A 16,159-nucleotide genomic window follows, 5' to 3' on the forward strand; every position below is an offset into this window, starting at 1 on the left:
CTCCGGCGCCTCGGCGGCCTCGCCATCGTCTGCGGCCGCTCCGCGACACGAACAGTCCACTCGACCGGGAGAAGTAGAGCTGGCTCTACCGTGCCGCAGACTTGGCACCGTGTCGTCGCGACGCCCGTCCGAGTGGAATGGAGCCATGAACAAGAACGCCACCGCCCCGCTCGCCGGACGGGGACTCACGAAGAACTTCGGCCAGGTCGCTGCGCTCCGCGGTGTCGACATCGACATCGCCGCCGGCCAATCCGTCGCGATCATGGGCCCGTCCGGTTCCGGAAAGTCGACCCTGCTCCACTGCCTCGCCGGGATCATCGCCCCCACCAGCGGCCAGGTCACGCTGGGCGACCAGGTGATCTCCTCCCTCTCGGACGCCAAGCGCTCCCGCATCCGCCTGACCCACTTCGGCTTCGTCTTCCAGGACGGCCAGCTCGTCCCCGAACTCCCGGCCCGCGAGAACGTCGCCGTGCCGCTGCTGCTGGCCGGCGTCCCACGCGGCCAGGCTCTCTCCACCGCCGACACCTGGCTCGAGCGTCTCGGCGTCGGCACGGAGCGCAACCGCCGTCCCGGCGAGATGTCCGGCGGCCAGCTGCAGCGGGTGGCGATCGCCCGCGCGCTGGCCGGCGGTCCCGACGTGGTCTTCGCCGACGAGCCCACCGGCGCCCTCGACCAGGCCACCGGCCACGAGGTCATGCAGATCCTGTCCACGACCGCGCAGATGTCGGGAGCGACGCTGGTCGTCGTCACGCACGACCCGTTGGTCGCCGGTTGGTGCGACCGGCTCGTCGAGATCCGCGACGGCGTCATCCACGCCGACACCGTGACGAACCAGCCCCGCCCGCGGCCGGTGCAGGACGCCTTGACGGGCGGTGAGCTGCGATGAGCACGCTGACCCTGGCCCCGATGCTCACCCGCGGACGCCTGAAGAGCCGGGCCGGTGACGGCTGGCTGGACGTGCTGGCGGTCGTGTCGAACGCTCTGTCGGCGGCGGTGGCCCTCACCGTGGCCGGCGGCGTCTGGATGTTCTACAGCTGGTGGCAGAACCCAACACCCCGCGTCCTGGAGCGCCTGACGGCCCTGTGGGGTCCCACCGCGGACGACCGCATGATCTACTTCGTCCTCGCGCTCGTGGCCCTCGGCCTGCTCGTCGTGCCGGTCTTCTCCCTCGGCGCCTCGGCCGCGAAGCTGGGTGCCCAGGGCCGCTCGGAGCGGCTCGCGTCCCTGCGCCTGGTCGGGCTCACGTCGAGCCAAACCGTCGGTCTGGCCACCCTGGAGACCCTGGTGCAATGGGCTCTCGGCGCGGTCGTCGGCCTCGTCGCCTACTTCGCCACGTTGCCGTTGTGGGCGGGCGTCACGTTCGCCGCCTTGACCATCGACCCCGCCGAGATGTTGCTGCCCGCGTGGCTGCTGGCCGCTGTGCTGGCGGCGCTCCTCGCCATCACGCTGGCCTCGAGCGTGCTCGGCCTGCAGCGCGTCCGGATCTCGCCGCTGGGCGTCACCCGGCGACAGACCCCGCGGGCGCTGAAGGCCTGGCGCGTGCTGCTGCTCGCCGCGGTGGTGGTCGCGTTCTTCGGTTATGCCGCGATCGGCGGCTCGCGCAACATCAACGGGGTCGCCGCCGTCGCCGGATTTCTGGCCATCACGATCGGATCGATCTCGTTGGCCGTGCCGTTCCTCATCCAGCTGCTGGCGCTGCCGCTCACCCGCACCCGCCGGGCGTCCCTCCTGCTCGCCGCCCGGCGCATCCTGGACGACCCGCGGGCCACCTGGCGGTCGATCTCGGCCATCACCCTGCTCTGCTTCGTCGCGGGGTTCACGTCCGTGATGAGCATCTCCGGGGAGGACCCGCAGCTCATCATCATGCAGGACCTGCGGACCGGCGTCCTGATCACCGTCGCCATCGGCTTCGGCGTCGCCGCCATGGCCACGCTGATGAACCAGGCGTCGTTGGTGTTCGACAACGCCGCCCAGACGCTGGCGCTCAGCCAGATGGGCTTCCCGAAGCCGGTGTTCACCCGGGTGCGGGTGCTGCAGAGCTTCGTCCCGCTGCTGCTCGCCTCCGTGATCTTCGCCGCGCTGGGCCGCGCGCTCGGCGTCGTCACGTCGTCGAGCCAGTTCGCTCAGTACCACAGCAGCGACCAGTTGCTGCAGCTGGTGGCGATCCTGGCCGCGGGGCTGGCGCTCTGCCTGCTCGCGTTGGCCGTCTGCAGCCCGCTGGAGCGGCACGTGCTGGCCGCCCAGGGCCGCGCGAACGACTGACGCGTCCGGCCCCGCCTACGACTCGGCCGTCCACCCTCCCTGGGTGGACGGCCGAGCCACGTTCGCAGGATCTCTAGAGGATCAGGAACGCCACCCAGGCGAGCCCGAAGCCCATGAGCGACTCGAGGGTCTGCTGGATCGTCCACGTGCGCAGGGTCGTCGCGACGTCCATGTCGAACAGGCGCCCGACGAGCCAGAAGCCTGAGTCGTTGACGTGGCTGGCGAACACCGAGCCAGCCGCCGTGGCGGCGGTGATCGCGGCGATCTGGCCGGGCGAGTAGCCGCCGGCGGCGACCGCGGGGGCCATGAGGCCGGCCGCGGTGACGAGGGCGACGGTAGCGGAGCCCTGGGCCACGCGCAGCACGACCGCGATGACGTAGGCGGCGAGGATGACGGGCAGGCCGAGGTTGTTCAGCGAGTTCGACAGGGCGTCGCCGATGCCGGACGCGCGCAGGACGCCGCCGAACATGCCGCCGGCGCCGGTGATGAGGACGACGGAGCAGATCGGCCCGAGCGCCGAGTCGACGATCTTCTCCAGCGCCGTCCCGTTCTCCCCGCGGCGGAAGCCCAGCACCACGAGGGCGACGAGCACCGAGATCAGCAGGGCGACCGGCGAGGAGCCCACCGTCCGGAAGAACTGGTACCACAGGGCGTCCTTGCTCACCAGCCCGGCAGCACGCGCGAAGTCGAGGCCGGTGTTGAGGAAGATCAGCAGCATGGGCAGCAGCAAGACGGCGATCACGGTGCCCACGCGCGGCGGGTTCGTGATGGTCGCCTCCTCGTCGGCGTCCGCGCCGAAGATGGAGTCCTCGTCGATGGTGAAGCCGAACTTCTTGGCGCAGTACCTGCCGAACAGGACGCCGGTGACGTAGAAGGTCGGGACCGCGATGACGAGGCCCAGCGCGAGCACCAGGCCGAGGTTGGAGCCGTACGCCTCGGACGCGGTGACCGGGCCGGGGTGCGGCGGCACGAAGACGTGCATGACGGAGAACGCCACGGCGGTCGGGATTGCGTAGCGCAGCACCGGGCCGCCCAGCCGGGCGGCGACGGCGAAGGTGATGGGCAGCATGACGACCAGGCCGGCGTCGAAGAACATCGGGAAGCCCATCAGCAGCGACGCGACGCCCAGGGCGAGCGGGGCGCGCTTCTCGCCGAACGCCGAGATCAGCCGCTCGGCGAGGACGGTGGCGCCGCCCGAGTGTTCGATGAGCTTGCCGAGCATGGCGCCGAGACCGACGAGCAGCGCGACCGACCCCAATGTGGAGCCGAACGCGCTGACGAGGACGTCGACGATCTTGTTCATGGGGATGCCGGTCGCGAAGGCCGTGACCAGGCTGACGAGGATGAGCGTGAGGAAGGCGTGCAGGCGCAGGCCGATGACGAGGACGAGGATCAGCGCGATGGCGCCGGCCGCGATGCCGAGCAGCGGTCCGGCCCCGAGCGTCTGAGTCCAACCTTCGATCTCCATGGGACTCCTTGCGAGGGGATTCTCCGCGCCGCGAGCCCCGTCCGCGGCGACGCGCGGCAGGAGCCGGTGGAGACGGCGCGGCCGGCCGACGGGACGCGACCGGTGACCCCACATCTTGCCACCGCGTTCCGGGCTCTGCTGCGTGGACGCCGCGGCCGGCGCCGCTCACCGGAACAGGCCAGGGCGTCCCGCCTCGTCGTTCAGACCTGCAGGCCCTTGCGCTCCAGGAGCGGCCCGATCTCGGGGTCGCGGCCGCGGAAGTTCCGCCAGGTGTCCATGACGTCGACCGACCCGCCGGGCGCGAGCAGCGTCCGCCGGAAGTAGTCGCCGTTCTCCCGGGTGCCGCCGCCGTTCTCGGTGAACCAGGCCACCGCGTCGGCGTCCATCACCTCGGCCCACACGTAGCTGTAGTACGCGCCCGAGTAGCCCGACCCCCAGATGTGGCTGAAGTACTGGGTGCGGTAGCGCGGCGGGATGAGGTCGTAGTTCATACCGACGCGCTCCAGCGCCTCGCGCTCGAACTGCTCGACCTGATCCCCCGACGTCGGGAGCGCGTCCAGGTCGGCCTGGTGCCAGGCCTGGTCGAGCATCTGCGCGCAAAGCGTCTCGAACGAGCCGAAGCCCTGGTTGAAACGGCCCGCCTCGGTCATCTTCGCGGCCCAATCGGCCGGGATCACCGCGTCCGGCTCCCACGCCCAGTGCTCGTTGACCTGCGAGGGGAACTCGACGAAGTCGCGCGGCGTCGAGGTGCCCGACGTCGACGGGTAGCGCCCGTCGGAGAAGAGTCCGTGCAGCGCGTGCCCGAACTCGTGGAACATCGTGATGACGCCGTCCCAGCTGATCGTGGTGGTGCCCTGGGAGTAGTTGCAGTTGTTCGTCACGACGGGCAGGTCGCCGAGCAGGTGCGACTGGTTCACGATGGAGTTCATCCAGGCGCCGCCCTGCTTGGACGGCCGCGCCCAGAAGTCCATGATGAACAGCCCCAGCTTGGTGCCGTCGGCGTCCGCGACCTCGTAGACCACAGCGTCCTCGGTGTGTCCGCGCAGGTCGGGCCGCTCGGTGAACGTGATGCCGTACAGCTTCGTCGCCGCGCCGTAGACCGCATCGAGCACCTTCTGCACCCCGAGGTACGGCCGGAGCCCGTCGAGGTCGAGGTCGTAGCGCTCCTTGCGGACGAGCTCGGCCACGAACGACCAGTCCCAGGGTTCCAGCGACGCCCCCGGCTCGATCTGTTGCAGCCGGGCCTCGAGATCAACCGCGTCCCTCTGGGCCTGGGCGAGCGCCGCCGGGCCGAGCTTGCCGAGCATCTCGTTGACGTTGTCGGTGTTCTTCGCGCAGAACCGCTCGGTGACGAACGCGGCGTGGTTCGGGTAGCCGAGGAGGTTGGCCCGCTCGGCGCGCAGCCGGGCGATGTCGACGATGATCTGGCGGGTGTCGGCGTCCCCGGACAGCCCGCGCGAGACGGACGCCTCGTAGACGCGCCGACGCAACCCGCGGTTGGTCAGCTTGGCCAGCAGCGGGTGCTGGCTGGTGTTGACCTGCGCGATGGTCCAGGTGCCGTCGTCGTTGCGCAGCGACTGCTTCTCCTCGTCGGAGAGCCCGTCGAGCTCGGCCTCGTCGCTGACCTGCACGGCGGCAGCGTTGCGGGCGGCGAGGTTGGCCTTCTCGAAGCGGGTGCCGAGCTCGGCCAGCTTTCCGTTGAGGTCGCGCAGCTTCTGCTGATCCTCCTCGCCGAGGGTGACGCCGGCCCGGACGAAGCTGCGCATCAGCTCGGTGAGGAGCCAGGACGCCTGCGGGTCGAGCTCGACGTCGCCGGCGTCGACCCGGCCGGCCAGCTCGGCGAACCGGTCGTAGAGGCGGCGGTCCATGTAGATCTTGTCGGAGTACTCGCTGAGCACCGGCGCGTAGTCGGCCTGGATCGCGTCGAGCTCGTCGTTGGTGTCGCACGCCTTGACCGTGTAGAAGGCCGTCAGCGTGCGGTCGAGCAGCGCACCGGAGCGCTCCCAGGCGTCGAGGACGTTCTCGGCCGTCGCGGGCTCCACCTCGGACGCGAGGGCGTCGAGCTCGGCGAGCGACTCCGCCATGCCCGCGTCGATCGCGGCGCGGTAGTGCTCGGGCTTGATGGCGGCGAAGTCCGGCAGCTTGTAGTCGAGCGTGGACGGGGCGGCGAACGGGTTCGACGGGTCGAGGCTGGTCATGCTCGCCATTCAACCACGGCGTCGTGACACCCGGGTTTCGGGAGCGGGGCGGCTCAGATGATCCCGGCCACGCCCCGCAGCGCCACGGAGACGGCGGTGTGTTCGGCGTCGCTGATGCGGCCGCGTTCGTGCGCGCGGTCCACCTGCCGGGAGAAGTTCGACAGCTCGGCCGAGGCGTTCTTGTCGGCGACGATGCGGTCGCTGGCCTTCGACCACGAACTGATCAGCGCGTCCTTCGTCTGCTGCCCGGCGGGGGTAGACGGGGACAACGCGCGCAGGGCGCCGTCGACGGCGAGGACGGCCGCCCGCCGCGCCGCGGTGTTGACCGAGGGCAACGTGGGTGCCTGGATCGTCGGCAGCTGGATGGACGGCAAGACCGGTCCGGGGGCCTGCGTCGTGGTGCGCGTCCGTGGCGAGGGGGACGCGCCCGGGGCGGGGCTGAGCGCCGACGTCGCCGACCGGAACAGCGCCGAGCCCGCGACCCACACCAGCCCCAGCACCACCGCCGTGACGATGACGCCCACGATGAGCCGCAGGCCGCGGCCGAACCACGGGTCGCCGCCGGGCGCGCGCCGCGAGCCGTTCGGAACCGGCGCACCCGCGCCGGCAAGCATCCGACGCGCCGAATTGGTGCGGCCCGGGACCGGTTGCATGCCGGGCGCCTCCCCTGGAGACACGAGCCTGGTCGGGGCGTGCGCGCCGGGTCCGTCCGGCAGCACCGCGGTGGCACCCGCGCCGGGCAGGACGGCGGTGCGCCCGGGCGCCAGGACGGAGGTGGCGTCGCTGGACTGCCGCCGCTGCCGCAGCAGGGCGTCCGTCAGCTGCCGCGCGGTGGGCCGCCGGTCGGCGGACTTCGCCAGCATCGACGCGATCAGCTCGTCCACCCCGGCGCGGACCCCCGGGCGGCGGTCAGTGACCAGCGGCGGCTGTTCGTTGATCTGGCGGTTGGCCACCTCGATGGACGTCCCACCGGTGAACGGGGGCGCGCCCGTCAGCAGCGCCATGAGCACGCAGCCCAGGGAGTAGATGTCGGCGGGCGGCCCGGGTCGCGTGCCGAGCGCCTGCTCGGGCGACATGTACGCCGCGGTGCCCAGCGCGGTCGTCGGCGAGGTCAGCGTCGCCGCGTTCTCCGAGGTCAGCTGGGCGATGCCGAAGTCGAGGATCTTCACGTTCGAGCCGGCGATCATGATGTTCGCGGGCTTGATGTCGCGGTGGACGACGCCGATGGCGTGCGTCGCCTCGAGCGCGCGGGAGACCTGCAGGGCGATGTCGATGACGTCGTCGACGTTCAGGACGCCTTCGTCGCGCGCCAGCTGAGCCAGTGAGCGTCCGGGCAACAGTTCCATGACGAGGAACGCCAGGTCGGCGTCCGTGCCTGCGTCGAAGATCGTGACGATGTTGGGGTGGTTGAGCCGCGCGGTCGCGATCACCTCGCGCTGCACCCGCTCGGGGGTCACCGCCTCGTTGCTCTGCGACATGTCGATGACCTTGACGGCCACCGTGCGCTGCAGGCGCTCGTCGAGGGCGCGCCAGACCTGCCCCATCGACCCAGAGCCGATGCGGGCCTGCAGCCGGTAGCGTCCGGCGACCAGGGCACCCTCGTACATGGCGTCGAGTCTAGGTGGAAGCGGACACGAGTCGCGCTCCGGCGGAACCACCTTCGGTCCGCCGGGGGACCCTTTTCGGACCGCGGTCGCACCGCGAGGCGCCCCGAGACCGACGGCCGAGGCCCCGAGTCCGCGACCGGGACGCCCTACTCCAGGAACCCGTCCTGGCGCGCGGCGACCCACCCGTCGTCGTCGGAGTAGCGGATGCAGTCGCCGGGCACGGCGGAGACGGCGAACTCCCTCAGCCCGGGGTTGCGCTCGACCAGGCGGGCGAGCGGCCAGACGTCCAGGTTCGCGGGGTCGTCCAGAAAGGCGTCCGACTCGGCCATCGTCAGCGCGACGTAGCGTCCGGCGTAGTCGACCTCCACCCAGCGGGCGGGTTGATCGTCCAGCATGCGCGAGACGATCACCGGGACGTCCGGGATCGGCAGGTCGTCGACGCTCACCAGGTCGGGGCGCTCCGGGTTGCGCAGCGCCGCAGCGTCCGCGCGCTCGGGCAGGGCGTCCAGGCCGTACGCCGCCACGTAGCGCGCCTCGACGTTCGTCAGCATCACCACCCGGTGCAGCCGCCCCGCCACCTGCCCGTCCGCCGAGCGCACAGCCGACGCCTCGCCCTCGTCGAGAGCGACGAGCCCCGAGATCGTGCTGCCCTCGAGGTAGGGCACCTCGTTGACCAGCACCCGTCCCGGAACGAGCGCCCGGCGGGAGACCACGACGTGCTCGGCGGCGACCCGCAGCGTCACCACGGCGGCGCCCACCGTGTCCAGGTCGGCGTCGCAGGTCAGCTCGGCGGGCTCGCCCTCGTCCAGCGGGACGCGGTGCAGGCCGAGCGTCGCGACCGTGAGGTAGCCCTCGTGCTCGAAGCCCAGCAGGCGGACGGCGCCCCCGCCGATCGACTCCAGCTCGACGGCCTGCGCGCCGAACTCGGCGAAGAGCCGGTCGACGTAGGCCCCGTCGCCGGGCAGCAGAGCGAAGGGACCACCCTGGGCCGCCGCGTCCTGCTGACCGGGGGCACCGGCCGGGTTCTCGGCGTCGCGCTGCCTGGACGCCTCGTCGGTGGGATCGGTCATGGCCCTCCTCCTGACTCGCCTCGACGCTAGCGCACGGTCACCCGCCGGGTGCGCGCGTGTGCGCGCGAGTGGTGTGTCTCGACGAAGTCCCGACTACAGTCTGAGGTGTGAATGACTCGGTGGAGAAGCCGCTCAAGGGCGGCCACATGACGCCCGTCTCGCGTGTGGGGGGCGAGGTGCGGCGTGAATCCGGGCCGTGGAGCAGCACCGTCCAGACGCTCCTCACCCATCTCAAAGACAACGGGGTCGACTGGTGCCCCGAGCCGCTCGGCTGGGACGAGGGCGGCCGCGAGGCGCTGACCTACCTCAAGGGCAAGGTGCCGACCTACCCGCTTCCCGATTGGGTCTACGACGAGTCGGTGCTGACGACCGCCGCGACCTGGATGCGGCAGCTGCACGACCTCACCGTCGACTTCGACCGTCCCGGGATGCGGTGGCGCTCCCCCCGCCAGCAGCCCGCCGAGGTCATCTGCCACAACGATTTCGCGCCCTACAACATGGTGTTCAAGAACCATGAGCCGGTCGGCCTCATCGACTGGGACTTCGCCGGCCCCGGCCCCCGCGTCTGGGACCTGGCCTACCTCGCCTATCGGTTGGCCCCGCTGATGCGGCCCAGCAACCCGGACGCCCCCGACCTCAGCCTGAAGCTGGAGCGGCGCATCGGCCTGCTGCTCGAGGCCTACGGCACGGACGTCGGCATCTCCGTGCCGCAGCTGCTCCTGACCGTCATCGACCGGCTCGACGACCTGGCCGACATGACGAAGGGCCACGCCAAGGCCACCAAGAACGATGCTCTCGCCAAGGACGCCCACAACTATTCGCGGGACGCCGAGTACCTGAAGTCCCTGCTCAAATGAGGCGAGCCCCGGCTCAGCCGAGCCGGACCCCGCGCGAGATCTGGGTGCTGATCGCCGCGGCGTTCATCATCGCGCTCGGCTACGGCATCATCGCGCCCGTCCTCCCGCAGTACGCCCAGCAGTTCGACGTGGGCGTCGCCGCGGCGTCCATGATCGTCAGCGCGTTCGCGGCCATGCGACTGCTGTTCACCCCGGCGGGCGGCTGGCTGGTCACCCGGTTCCGTGAGCGCATCGTCTACGTCGTCGGCCTCTTCATCGTCGCCGCCTCCACGGCGGCCTGCGCCTTCGCGCAGAGCTACGTGCAGCTGCTGGTGTTCCGCGGGCTCGGCGGCATCGGTTCGACCATGTTCACGATCGCGGCCATGGGCCTGATCGTCCGGCTGGCTCCGCCGCAGCTGCGCGGCCGGACGTCCGCCCTCTACGGCACCAGCTTCCTCGTCGGCAACGTGGTCGGGCCCGTGCTCGGCTCGGCGCTGTCGTTCCTCGGCTTCCGCGCCCCGTTCCTCATCTACGCCGTCGCGCTGGTGATCGCCGCCATCGTGGCGGCGACCTTCCTCTCGACCGCTCAGCTGCGTCCGGCGTCCGAGGGCGAGGAGCGACCCGCTGTGCTGAGCCTTCGCGAGGCGCTCGCCAACCCCGCCTACCGGGCCGTGCTGGTGGCGAACTTCGCGCACGGCTGGACGAACTTCGGGGTGCGGGTCGCCCTGATCCCGCTGTTCGCGGCGGCCGTCCCCACGATCGGCGCGCCGATGGCCGGTCTGGGCCTGACCGCCTTCGCGCTGGGCAACTTCCTCACGCTCCAGGGCTCCGGACGCCTCGTCGACTCCCGCGGACGCCGTCCGGTGGTGCTGATCGGGCTGCTGGTGTGCGGGCTGGCGAACATCGCGTTCGGCTGGGTGACGGGCATCCCGCTGTTCCTGACGCTGTCGGCGCTCGGCGGCGCCGGGGCCGCCCTCGTCGCGCCCGCCCAGCAGGCCGCGCTGGCCGACATCGTCGGACGCGACCGCAGCGGCGGCCAGGCCATCGCCGCGTTCTCGATGGCGTCCGACCTCGGCGCCATCCTGGGGCCGATGGCCGCGGGCCTGCTCGCCGGCCGGTTCGGCTTCGGGTTCGCGTTCGGCTCCACCGGCGTCCTGCTGCTGCTCGCCGGCGTCCCGTGGCTGCTGACGCGCGACACCGTCGTCCGCGACGAACAGCCCGTCACCTGAGCGGCCCGCCGGGGCCTCAGCCCTTCCGCGCCACCAGGTGGAACTCGTTGTAGACGAACAGCGTCCCGGCCCAGCGCGGGAAGGGGTACGAGTACTGCCGGATCGGCACTGCCCCGTGGGCGAGGGCCACGTCGGCGAGCACGTCGAAGTCGGTGAAGCCGAGGTGAGTCGGGTCGGACGCGTGCCCCTTCTCCTGCGGCGTGATGAACACGAAGCGGCCGCCCTTCTTCACCAGCGGCGTGTACATGCCCAGGATGTCGTCGAGGTCCGCCCGCGGCACGTGCTCGACCAGGTGCGAGGCCAGCAGCGAGTCGTACGAGCCCGGGCGGGTGAGGTCGACGCGTCCGAAGAACTCCTCCACTGTGTAGGCCTCGAAGCCGCGCCGGCGGCACTCGGCCACGGAGTACTCGTTGTGGTCGACACCCACGCCGCCGGGCAGCGAGACGAGGTTGCGGCCGATGCCGCACCCGACCTCGAGGCAGCGGCCCAGCTTGAGCCGCCGCAGATCCCATTGGTAGGGCGCCTGAACGTGCAGCAGCTTCTTCCAGGGCTTGTCGCTGATCGCGATGAGGCGCCGCGTGTACTCCTCATCGGTGGTGTCGCCGGGACGCTCGTCGACTTCGGAGGGGTCGGTCATGGGGGAAACCTCTCACAACATGTCGTTTCCAGCATGTATGCCCATCATCGCCCAAACCGGACGCCAGCGGGCGACGTTTCTCAAGCGACTAGCCTGGAACCTCGTCGGAAAGGATTTGCACCCATGCCTCAGCTCCGCTCCCGCACCACGACCCACGGCCGCAACATGGCGGGCGCGCGCGCTCTTTGGCGCGCCGCCGGCGTCAAGGACTCCGACTTCGGCAAGCCGATCGTCGCGGTCGCGAACAGCTTCACCCAGTTCGTGCCCGGCCACGTCCACCTGAAGGACATCGGCCAGCTGGTCGTCGAGGCCATCAACGAGGCTGGCGGCATCGGACGCGAGTTCGACACCATCGCCGTCGACGACGGCATCGCGATGGGCCACGCCGGCATGCTGTACTCGCTGCCCAGCCGCGAGGTCATCGCCGACTCGGTCGAATACATGGTCAACGCGCACGCCGCCGACGCCCTGGTGTGCATCTCGAACTGCGACAAGATCACCCCCGGCATGCTCATCGCGGCGCTGCGGCTGAACATCCCGACGGTCTTCGTCTCCGGCGGCCCCATGGAGGCCGGCAAGGCCGTGATCGTGGACGGCGAGGCCGACACCCGCCTCGACCTGATCGACGCCATGATCAAGTCCGTCGACGACAGCATCAGCGACGAGCAGATCGGCCGCATCGAGGCCAACGCCTGCCCGACCTGCGGCTCGTGCTCGGGCATGTTCACCGCGAACTCGATGAACTGCCTGACGGAGGCGCTCGGGCTGTCGCTGCCCGGCAACGGCTCGACGCTAGCCACCGCCGAGGCCCGTCGCGGGCTGTTCGAGCGGGCCGGCGCGCTGGTCGTCGACCTGGCCGACCGTTACTACCACCAGGACGACGAGTCGGTGCTGCCGCGCTCGGTCGCCACGAAGGCCGCGTTCGAGAACGCCATGCGCCTTGACATCGCCATGGGCGGCTCGACGAACACCGTGCTGCACATCCTCGCCGCCGCCCGCGAGGCCGGCGTCGACTTCACCCAGGACGACATCGACCGGCTCTCCCGCGAGACCCCGTGCATCTGCAAGGTCGCCCCGAACACGCACAACTTCTACATGGAGGACGTCCACCGCGCCGGGGGCATGCCCGCCATCCTCGGCGAGCTGCACCGCGGCGGCCTGCTGGACGACTCCGTCCACTCGGTGCACGCCGACTCGTTGGCGTCCTGGCTGGACGCCTGGGACATCCGCGGGGGAAAGGCGACCGACGAGGCGGTCGAGCTGTTCCACGCGGCGCCGGGCGGCGTCCGGACGACGGAGGCGTTCAGTTCGTCCAACCGCTGGAAGACCCTCGACACCGACGCGGAGAACGGGTGCATCCACTCCGTCGAGCACGCCTACACCGCCGACGGCGGCCTGGGCATCCTGAAGGGCAACATCGCCCCCGACGGCGCGGTGGTGAAGACCGCCGGCGTCCCCGAGCACCAGTGGGTGTTCCGCGGGCCGGCGAAGGTCGCCGAGAGCCAGGACGAGGCGGTCGAGATGATCCTCGGCGGCCAGATCGTCGAGGGCGACTGCGTCGTCGTGCGTTATGAGGGCCCCAAGGGCGGCCCCGGCATGCAGGAGATGCTGTACCCGACGTCCTACCTCAAGGGCGTGGGGCTCGGCCCGAAGTGCGCGCTGATCACCGACGGACGCTTCTCGGGCGGCTCATCGGGCTTGTCCCTCGGTCACATCTCCCCGGAGGCCGCGGCGGGCGGCGCGATCGGGCTCATCGAGGACGGCGACATCGTCTCGATCAACATCCCCGAGCGCACCATCGACATCGAGGTGGACGACGCCGAGCTGGCGCGCCGCCGGGCCGAGCGGGACAGGATCGGCTGGAAGCCGAAGTCCCGCGAGCGTCAGGTCAGCAACGCGCTGAAGATCTACGCGTCGCTGGCCCTGTCGGCCGACAAGGGGGCCGCTCGGCGTCAGCTCGACTGAGCCGTAGCGGCCGACCAGCTCTCCAGGCAACGCCGGACGAGGCCCTCGGGGTCGTCCGCGGCCATGATGGAGCGCACCATCGCCACCCCGGCGACGCCGGTGGCCGAGAGCGCGGGGACGTCCTCGGGGCGCACGTCGCCGATGGCCACGATCGGCATCCTCGCGATGGCGACCAGCGCCGGGTAGCCGGCCAGGCCGAGCGGCGGGCGTCCGGAATCCTTCGTCGGGGTCGGGCGGAACGGGCCCGCGCCCACGTAGTCGATGACGTCGGCGACCTCGTTGGCCTCCTCCACCAGCGCGAGCGTGCCGGTCGTCCACCCGATGACCGCCGTGGGGCCGAGCAGCGCGCGGGCCTCCCGCACCGGCAGGTCGTCGCGCCCCAGGTGGACGCCGTGGACGGGCAACCCGTCGTCCATCGCCCTCTTCGCCGCATCCACGTCGTCGTCCACCAGCACCCGGGTGGACGGCCGGGCGGCCGCGACCGCCTCCGCCACCCGCGCCAACAGGTCGAAGCGCTCGGCTGACGAGGCGTCCTTGAGCCGCACCTGGACGACGCCCGCGCCGCCCCGCGCCGCCGCCGCGGCCACCTCGACCGTGCGGTCCCCACCCCCGGACGTCACCAGGTAGACCCGGTAGTCGATGCCCTCGCTCAGCCCCATCGCAATCCCTCCTCGATCTCGCCCGGCCCGACCAGGGCCAGCTCGTCCAGCAACGCGACCTTGAAGCTGCCGGGTCCGCGCGCGGACGCCGCGGCCCGTTCGGCGGCGATCGACAGCCACGCGGTCGCCGCGACGGCAGCGGTGAGCGGGTCGACCACCACCGTGCACGCCGCGGTGAGCCCACCCAGCACACAGCCCGTGCCGGTCACCCTCGTCAGCAACGGGTCTCCGTTGGCCAGCCGGACCGTCCGGCTTCCATCGGTGAGCGCGTCCACCGCCCCCGAGACGGCCACCACGGTGCCGTGCCGCTCGGCCAGCTGTTCGGCGGCGCCGACCGCGTCGTCCGAACCGGCCACCGAGTCGGCGCCGCGGCCGCCCTGTCCGCCGCTCGCCAGCACCAGCGCCTCCGACGCGTTCCCTCTGACCACCGCGGGTCGCTGGTGCAGCAGCGCGTGCGCCAGCGGCGTCCGCACCGGGGCGCGTCCGATCGCGGCCGGGTCGAGCACCCACGGCTGGTTGCGCAGCCGTGCGGCCGAGACCGTCGGCGGGATCGCGGCCGCCACGTCGGTCGACAGGACGCCCAGGTTGATCAGCAGAGCGTCCGCCACCGCGTTGACTGCGGGCGCCTCGTCGACCGTGTCGGTCATCATCGGCGTCGCCCCGGCGGCGAGCATCGCGTCGGCGACGAAATTCATCGAGACTGTCGCGGTGAGGCAGTGCACCAGCGGCTGGCGGGCGCGGACGTCGTCGAGCACCGCGGCGACGGCGGACCGGCTGAGGGCGGTCACAGGGTCTCCTGGTCGGGGCGGCGGCGGGACGGCGAGGCCACGCGGCCCAGGTTCTCCCCCGCCGGGACCTCCTGGCGCCCGGCGACGGCCTCGAGCTCGTCGTCGATCTCGGCGGCCGACAGCCGCGGCCCGAGCGCACCGCCGGCCGCCACCAGCATGCCACCGAGCGCGATGAGCGCCATCGGCGCCCCTTGATGCCCCAGCCACGACCCCAGCAGCGGCAGGTACGCCGGGTACAGCGCCGGCACGACGATCGACAGCGAGTACGCGGTGCCGTACGCGGTCGCGCGCACCCGCGCCGGGAACCGCTCGTTGATGTAGGCGCCGACGGGCCCGTAGGCCGCGACGGTGATCACCTGCAGCACGGCGGCCGCCAGACCGGCGGTCAGCGCCGTGTGCGCCGACCCGGTGATCCACCACCACACGAGCGGACCGCCGAGCGCGGCCAGCAGGCCCCAGCCGACGAACAGCCGCCGGCGACCCGTGCGCGTCGACCAATGGCCGGCGAACGCCATCGCGATCGCCTGCGCCACGGACGCGATGCCCATCGCCAGCGCGGCGCCGCCAGAGCCGAGGCCGGCGTCGGTGGCGAGGCGTCCGGTCAGCACGATGACGGTCATGTTGGTGAGCAACCACAGCCCGCTCATCAGGGCGAACACCTGCCAGAACTGGCCGGCGTAGCGGCCGAAGACCACCGTGAGCAGACCTTGGCGCCCCGGCCCCGCGTCCGCCGCCACGACCGCCGGAAGCGGACGATGCACGACCGGGGCGTCCGCGACCCGCCGCGTGTAGTAGGCCAGCATGATCAGGGACGCCGTGCCGCCCGCCGCGAACGAGAGCCGCCAGCCCCAGGCCGCGTACGCGTCCGGCCCGAGCAGCGCCAGGAGTCCGACCGTGACGAAGGCGATCGTCGCCTGGGCGCACGGGGCCATCGACATGATCACGCCGGAGACCAGGCCGCGGCGCCGCGGGGCCGACCACTCCATGGCCAACGGGATGGCCGACGTGTATTCGCCGGCCAGGAACACCCCGCCGAGGAACCGCAACGCGATCACCGCCGCCATGGTGCCCCAGCCGAGCACGTCGTGGCTGGGCACCAGCGCGATGAGCCACGTGCAGGCGGCCGTGCCGGCGATGGCGACGCGGGTGGTGCTGGTGCGGCCGACGGCGTCCGAGATACGGCCGAAGATCATGGCTCCCAGCGGACGCCCGATGAGGGTGGCCATGACGACCAGCGCGACGGACGACGCCGCCGCGTCCTGGCCCGCGAGCAGCGGCAACGCGGGGCCGAGCGCCGTGACCGGCAGGAAGATGTTCAGCTGGTCGACGTAGTTTCCGGCGACGCCGCCGCGCACCGCTGCGCGTCCGGACGGCGGCAGACCGGGGACAAGACTGAGCCCGCGCTCCGCGGGCAACGACGAGACGTTCGAGGTGGGCACT

Annotated in this window: 13 protein-coding genes; 5 read left to right on the forward strand and 8 right to left on the reverse strand. The window is 71.7% G+C overall.

Annotation, left to right across the window (positions count from 1 at the left end):
• The first annotated feature begins 145 nt into the window (after window positions 1-145).
• Both BN1187_RS04635 and BN1187_RS04640 read left to right on the forward strand, forming a co-directional pair.
• On the forward strand, window positions 146-886 hold the full coding sequence (locus BN1187_RS04635) for an ABC transporter ATP-binding protein (RefSeq protein WP_040159162.1): 741 nt from the start codon (window positions 146-148) through the stop codon (window positions 884-886).
• The gene (locus BN1187_RS04640; RefSeq protein ID WP_040159165.1) at window positions 883-2,262 is read left to right on the forward strand and encodes an FtsX-like permease family protein; all 1,380 of its coding nucleotides are present in this window, start codon (window positions 883-885) and stop codon (window positions 2,260-2,262) included. Before BN1187_RS04635 ends, BN1187_RS04640 begins: the two co-directional genes overlap by 4 nt.
• Window positions 2,263-2,335: 73 nt before the next feature.
• Here BN1187_RS04640 and BN1187_RS04645 read toward each other — a convergent pair whose 3' ends face one another.
• The 4 genes from BN1187_RS04645 to BN1187_RS04665 all read right to left on the reverse strand — a co-directional run bounded on the left by BN1187_RS04645 (window position 2,336) and on the right by BN1187_RS04665 (window position 8,605).
• Window positions 2,336-3,730 carry a GntP family permease gene (locus tag BN1187_RS04645; RefSeq protein WP_040159168.1) on the reverse strand — a complete coding sequence of 465 codons (1,395 nt, stop codon included), beginning with the start codon at window positions 3,728-3,730 and terminating at the stop codon, window positions 2,336-2,338.
• Window positions 3,731-3,930: 200 nt separating this feature from the next.
• Window positions 3,931-5,928, reverse strand: a complete 1,998-nt coding sequence (locus BN1187_RS04650; protein WP_052462284.1) for a M3 family metallopeptidase — start codon at window positions 5,926-5,928, stop codon at window positions 3,931-3,933.
• Between the two features lie 53 nt (window positions 5,929-5,981).
• Window positions 5,982-7,535, reverse strand: a complete 1,554-nt coding sequence (locus BN1187_RS13785; protein WP_052462285.1) for a serine/threonine-protein kinase — start codon at window positions 7,533-7,535, stop codon at window positions 5,982-5,984.
• A gap of 146 nt (window positions 7,536-7,681) precedes the next feature.
• Entirely contained in the window at window positions 7,682-8,605 is a 924-nt protein-coding gene (locus BN1187_RS04665) for a suppressor of fused domain protein (RefSeq protein WP_040159175.1), read from the reverse strand.
• 107 nt (window positions 8,606-8,712) lie between these two features.
• Here BN1187_RS04665 and BN1187_RS04670 point away from each other — a divergent pair, with 107 nt between their 5' ends.
• Entirely contained in the window at window positions 8,713-9,462 is a 750-nt protein-coding gene (locus BN1187_RS04670) for a phosphotransferase enzyme family protein (protein ID WP_147675072.1), read from the forward strand.
• Window positions 9,459-10,670, forward strand: coding sequence for an MFS transporter (locus BN1187_RS04675; protein ID WP_040159179.1), 1,212 nt, complete (start codon window positions 9,459-9,461; stop codon window positions 10,668-10,670). The genes BN1187_RS04670 and BN1187_RS04675 overlap by 4 nt, the downstream gene beginning before the upstream one ends.
• A gap of 16 nt (window positions 10,671-10,686) precedes the next feature.
• Here the strand turns inward: BN1187_RS04675 and BN1187_RS04680 are convergent, their stop codons facing one another.
• Complete coding sequence (locus BN1187_RS04680) at window positions 10,687-11,307, reverse strand: class I SAM-dependent methyltransferase (RefSeq protein WP_040159182.1); 621 nt, start codon at window positions 11,305-11,307, stop codon at window positions 10,687-10,689.
• 123 nt (window positions 11,308-11,430) lie between these two features.
• Between BN1187_RS04680 and ilvD the strand changes: the two genes are divergently transcribed.
• The gene (gene ilvD, locus BN1187_RS04685) at window positions 11,431-13,272 is read left to right on the forward strand and encodes a dihydroxy-acid dehydratase (protein ID WP_040159183.1); all 1,842 of its coding nucleotides are present in this window, start codon (window positions 11,431-11,433) and stop codon (window positions 13,270-13,272) included.
• On the opposite strand, the gene BN1187_RS04690 is transcribed toward ilvD, so the two are convergent.
• The 3 genes from BN1187_RS04690 to BN1187_RS04700 are packed head-to-tail and all read right to left on the reverse strand — an operon-like array spanning window position 13,260 to window position 16,158.
• Complete coding sequence (locus tag BN1187_RS04690) at window positions 13,260-13,931, reverse strand: thiamine phosphate synthase (RefSeq protein WP_040159186.1); 672 nt, start codon at window positions 13,929-13,931, stop codon at window positions 13,260-13,262. The two genes, ilvD and BN1187_RS04690, sit on opposite strands and share 13 nt — an antisense overlap.
• Window positions 13,922-14,719: a hydroxyethylthiazole kinase gene (gene thiM, locus BN1187_RS04695; protein WP_040159188.1), complete on the reverse strand. Its 798-nt coding sequence runs from the start codon at window positions 14,717-14,719 to the stop codon at window positions 13,922-13,924. The genes BN1187_RS04690 and thiM overlap by 10 nt, the downstream gene beginning before the upstream one ends.
• Window positions 14,716-16,158 (reverse strand): MFS transporter, encoded by a 1,443-nt coding sequence (locus BN1187_RS04700; RefSeq protein WP_072041951.1) that lies wholly within the window; start codon window positions 16,156-16,158, stop codon window positions 14,716-14,718. Before BN1187_RS04700 ends, thiM begins: the two co-directional genes overlap by 4 nt.
• Window position 16,159: the final 1 nt, after the last annotated feature.

The sequence above is a fragment of the Nigerium massiliense genome (assembly GCF_000826085.1).
Classification (GTDB): domain Bacteria; phylum Actinomycetota; class Actinomycetes; order Propionibacteriales; family Propionibacteriaceae; genus Propioniciclava; species Propioniciclava massiliense.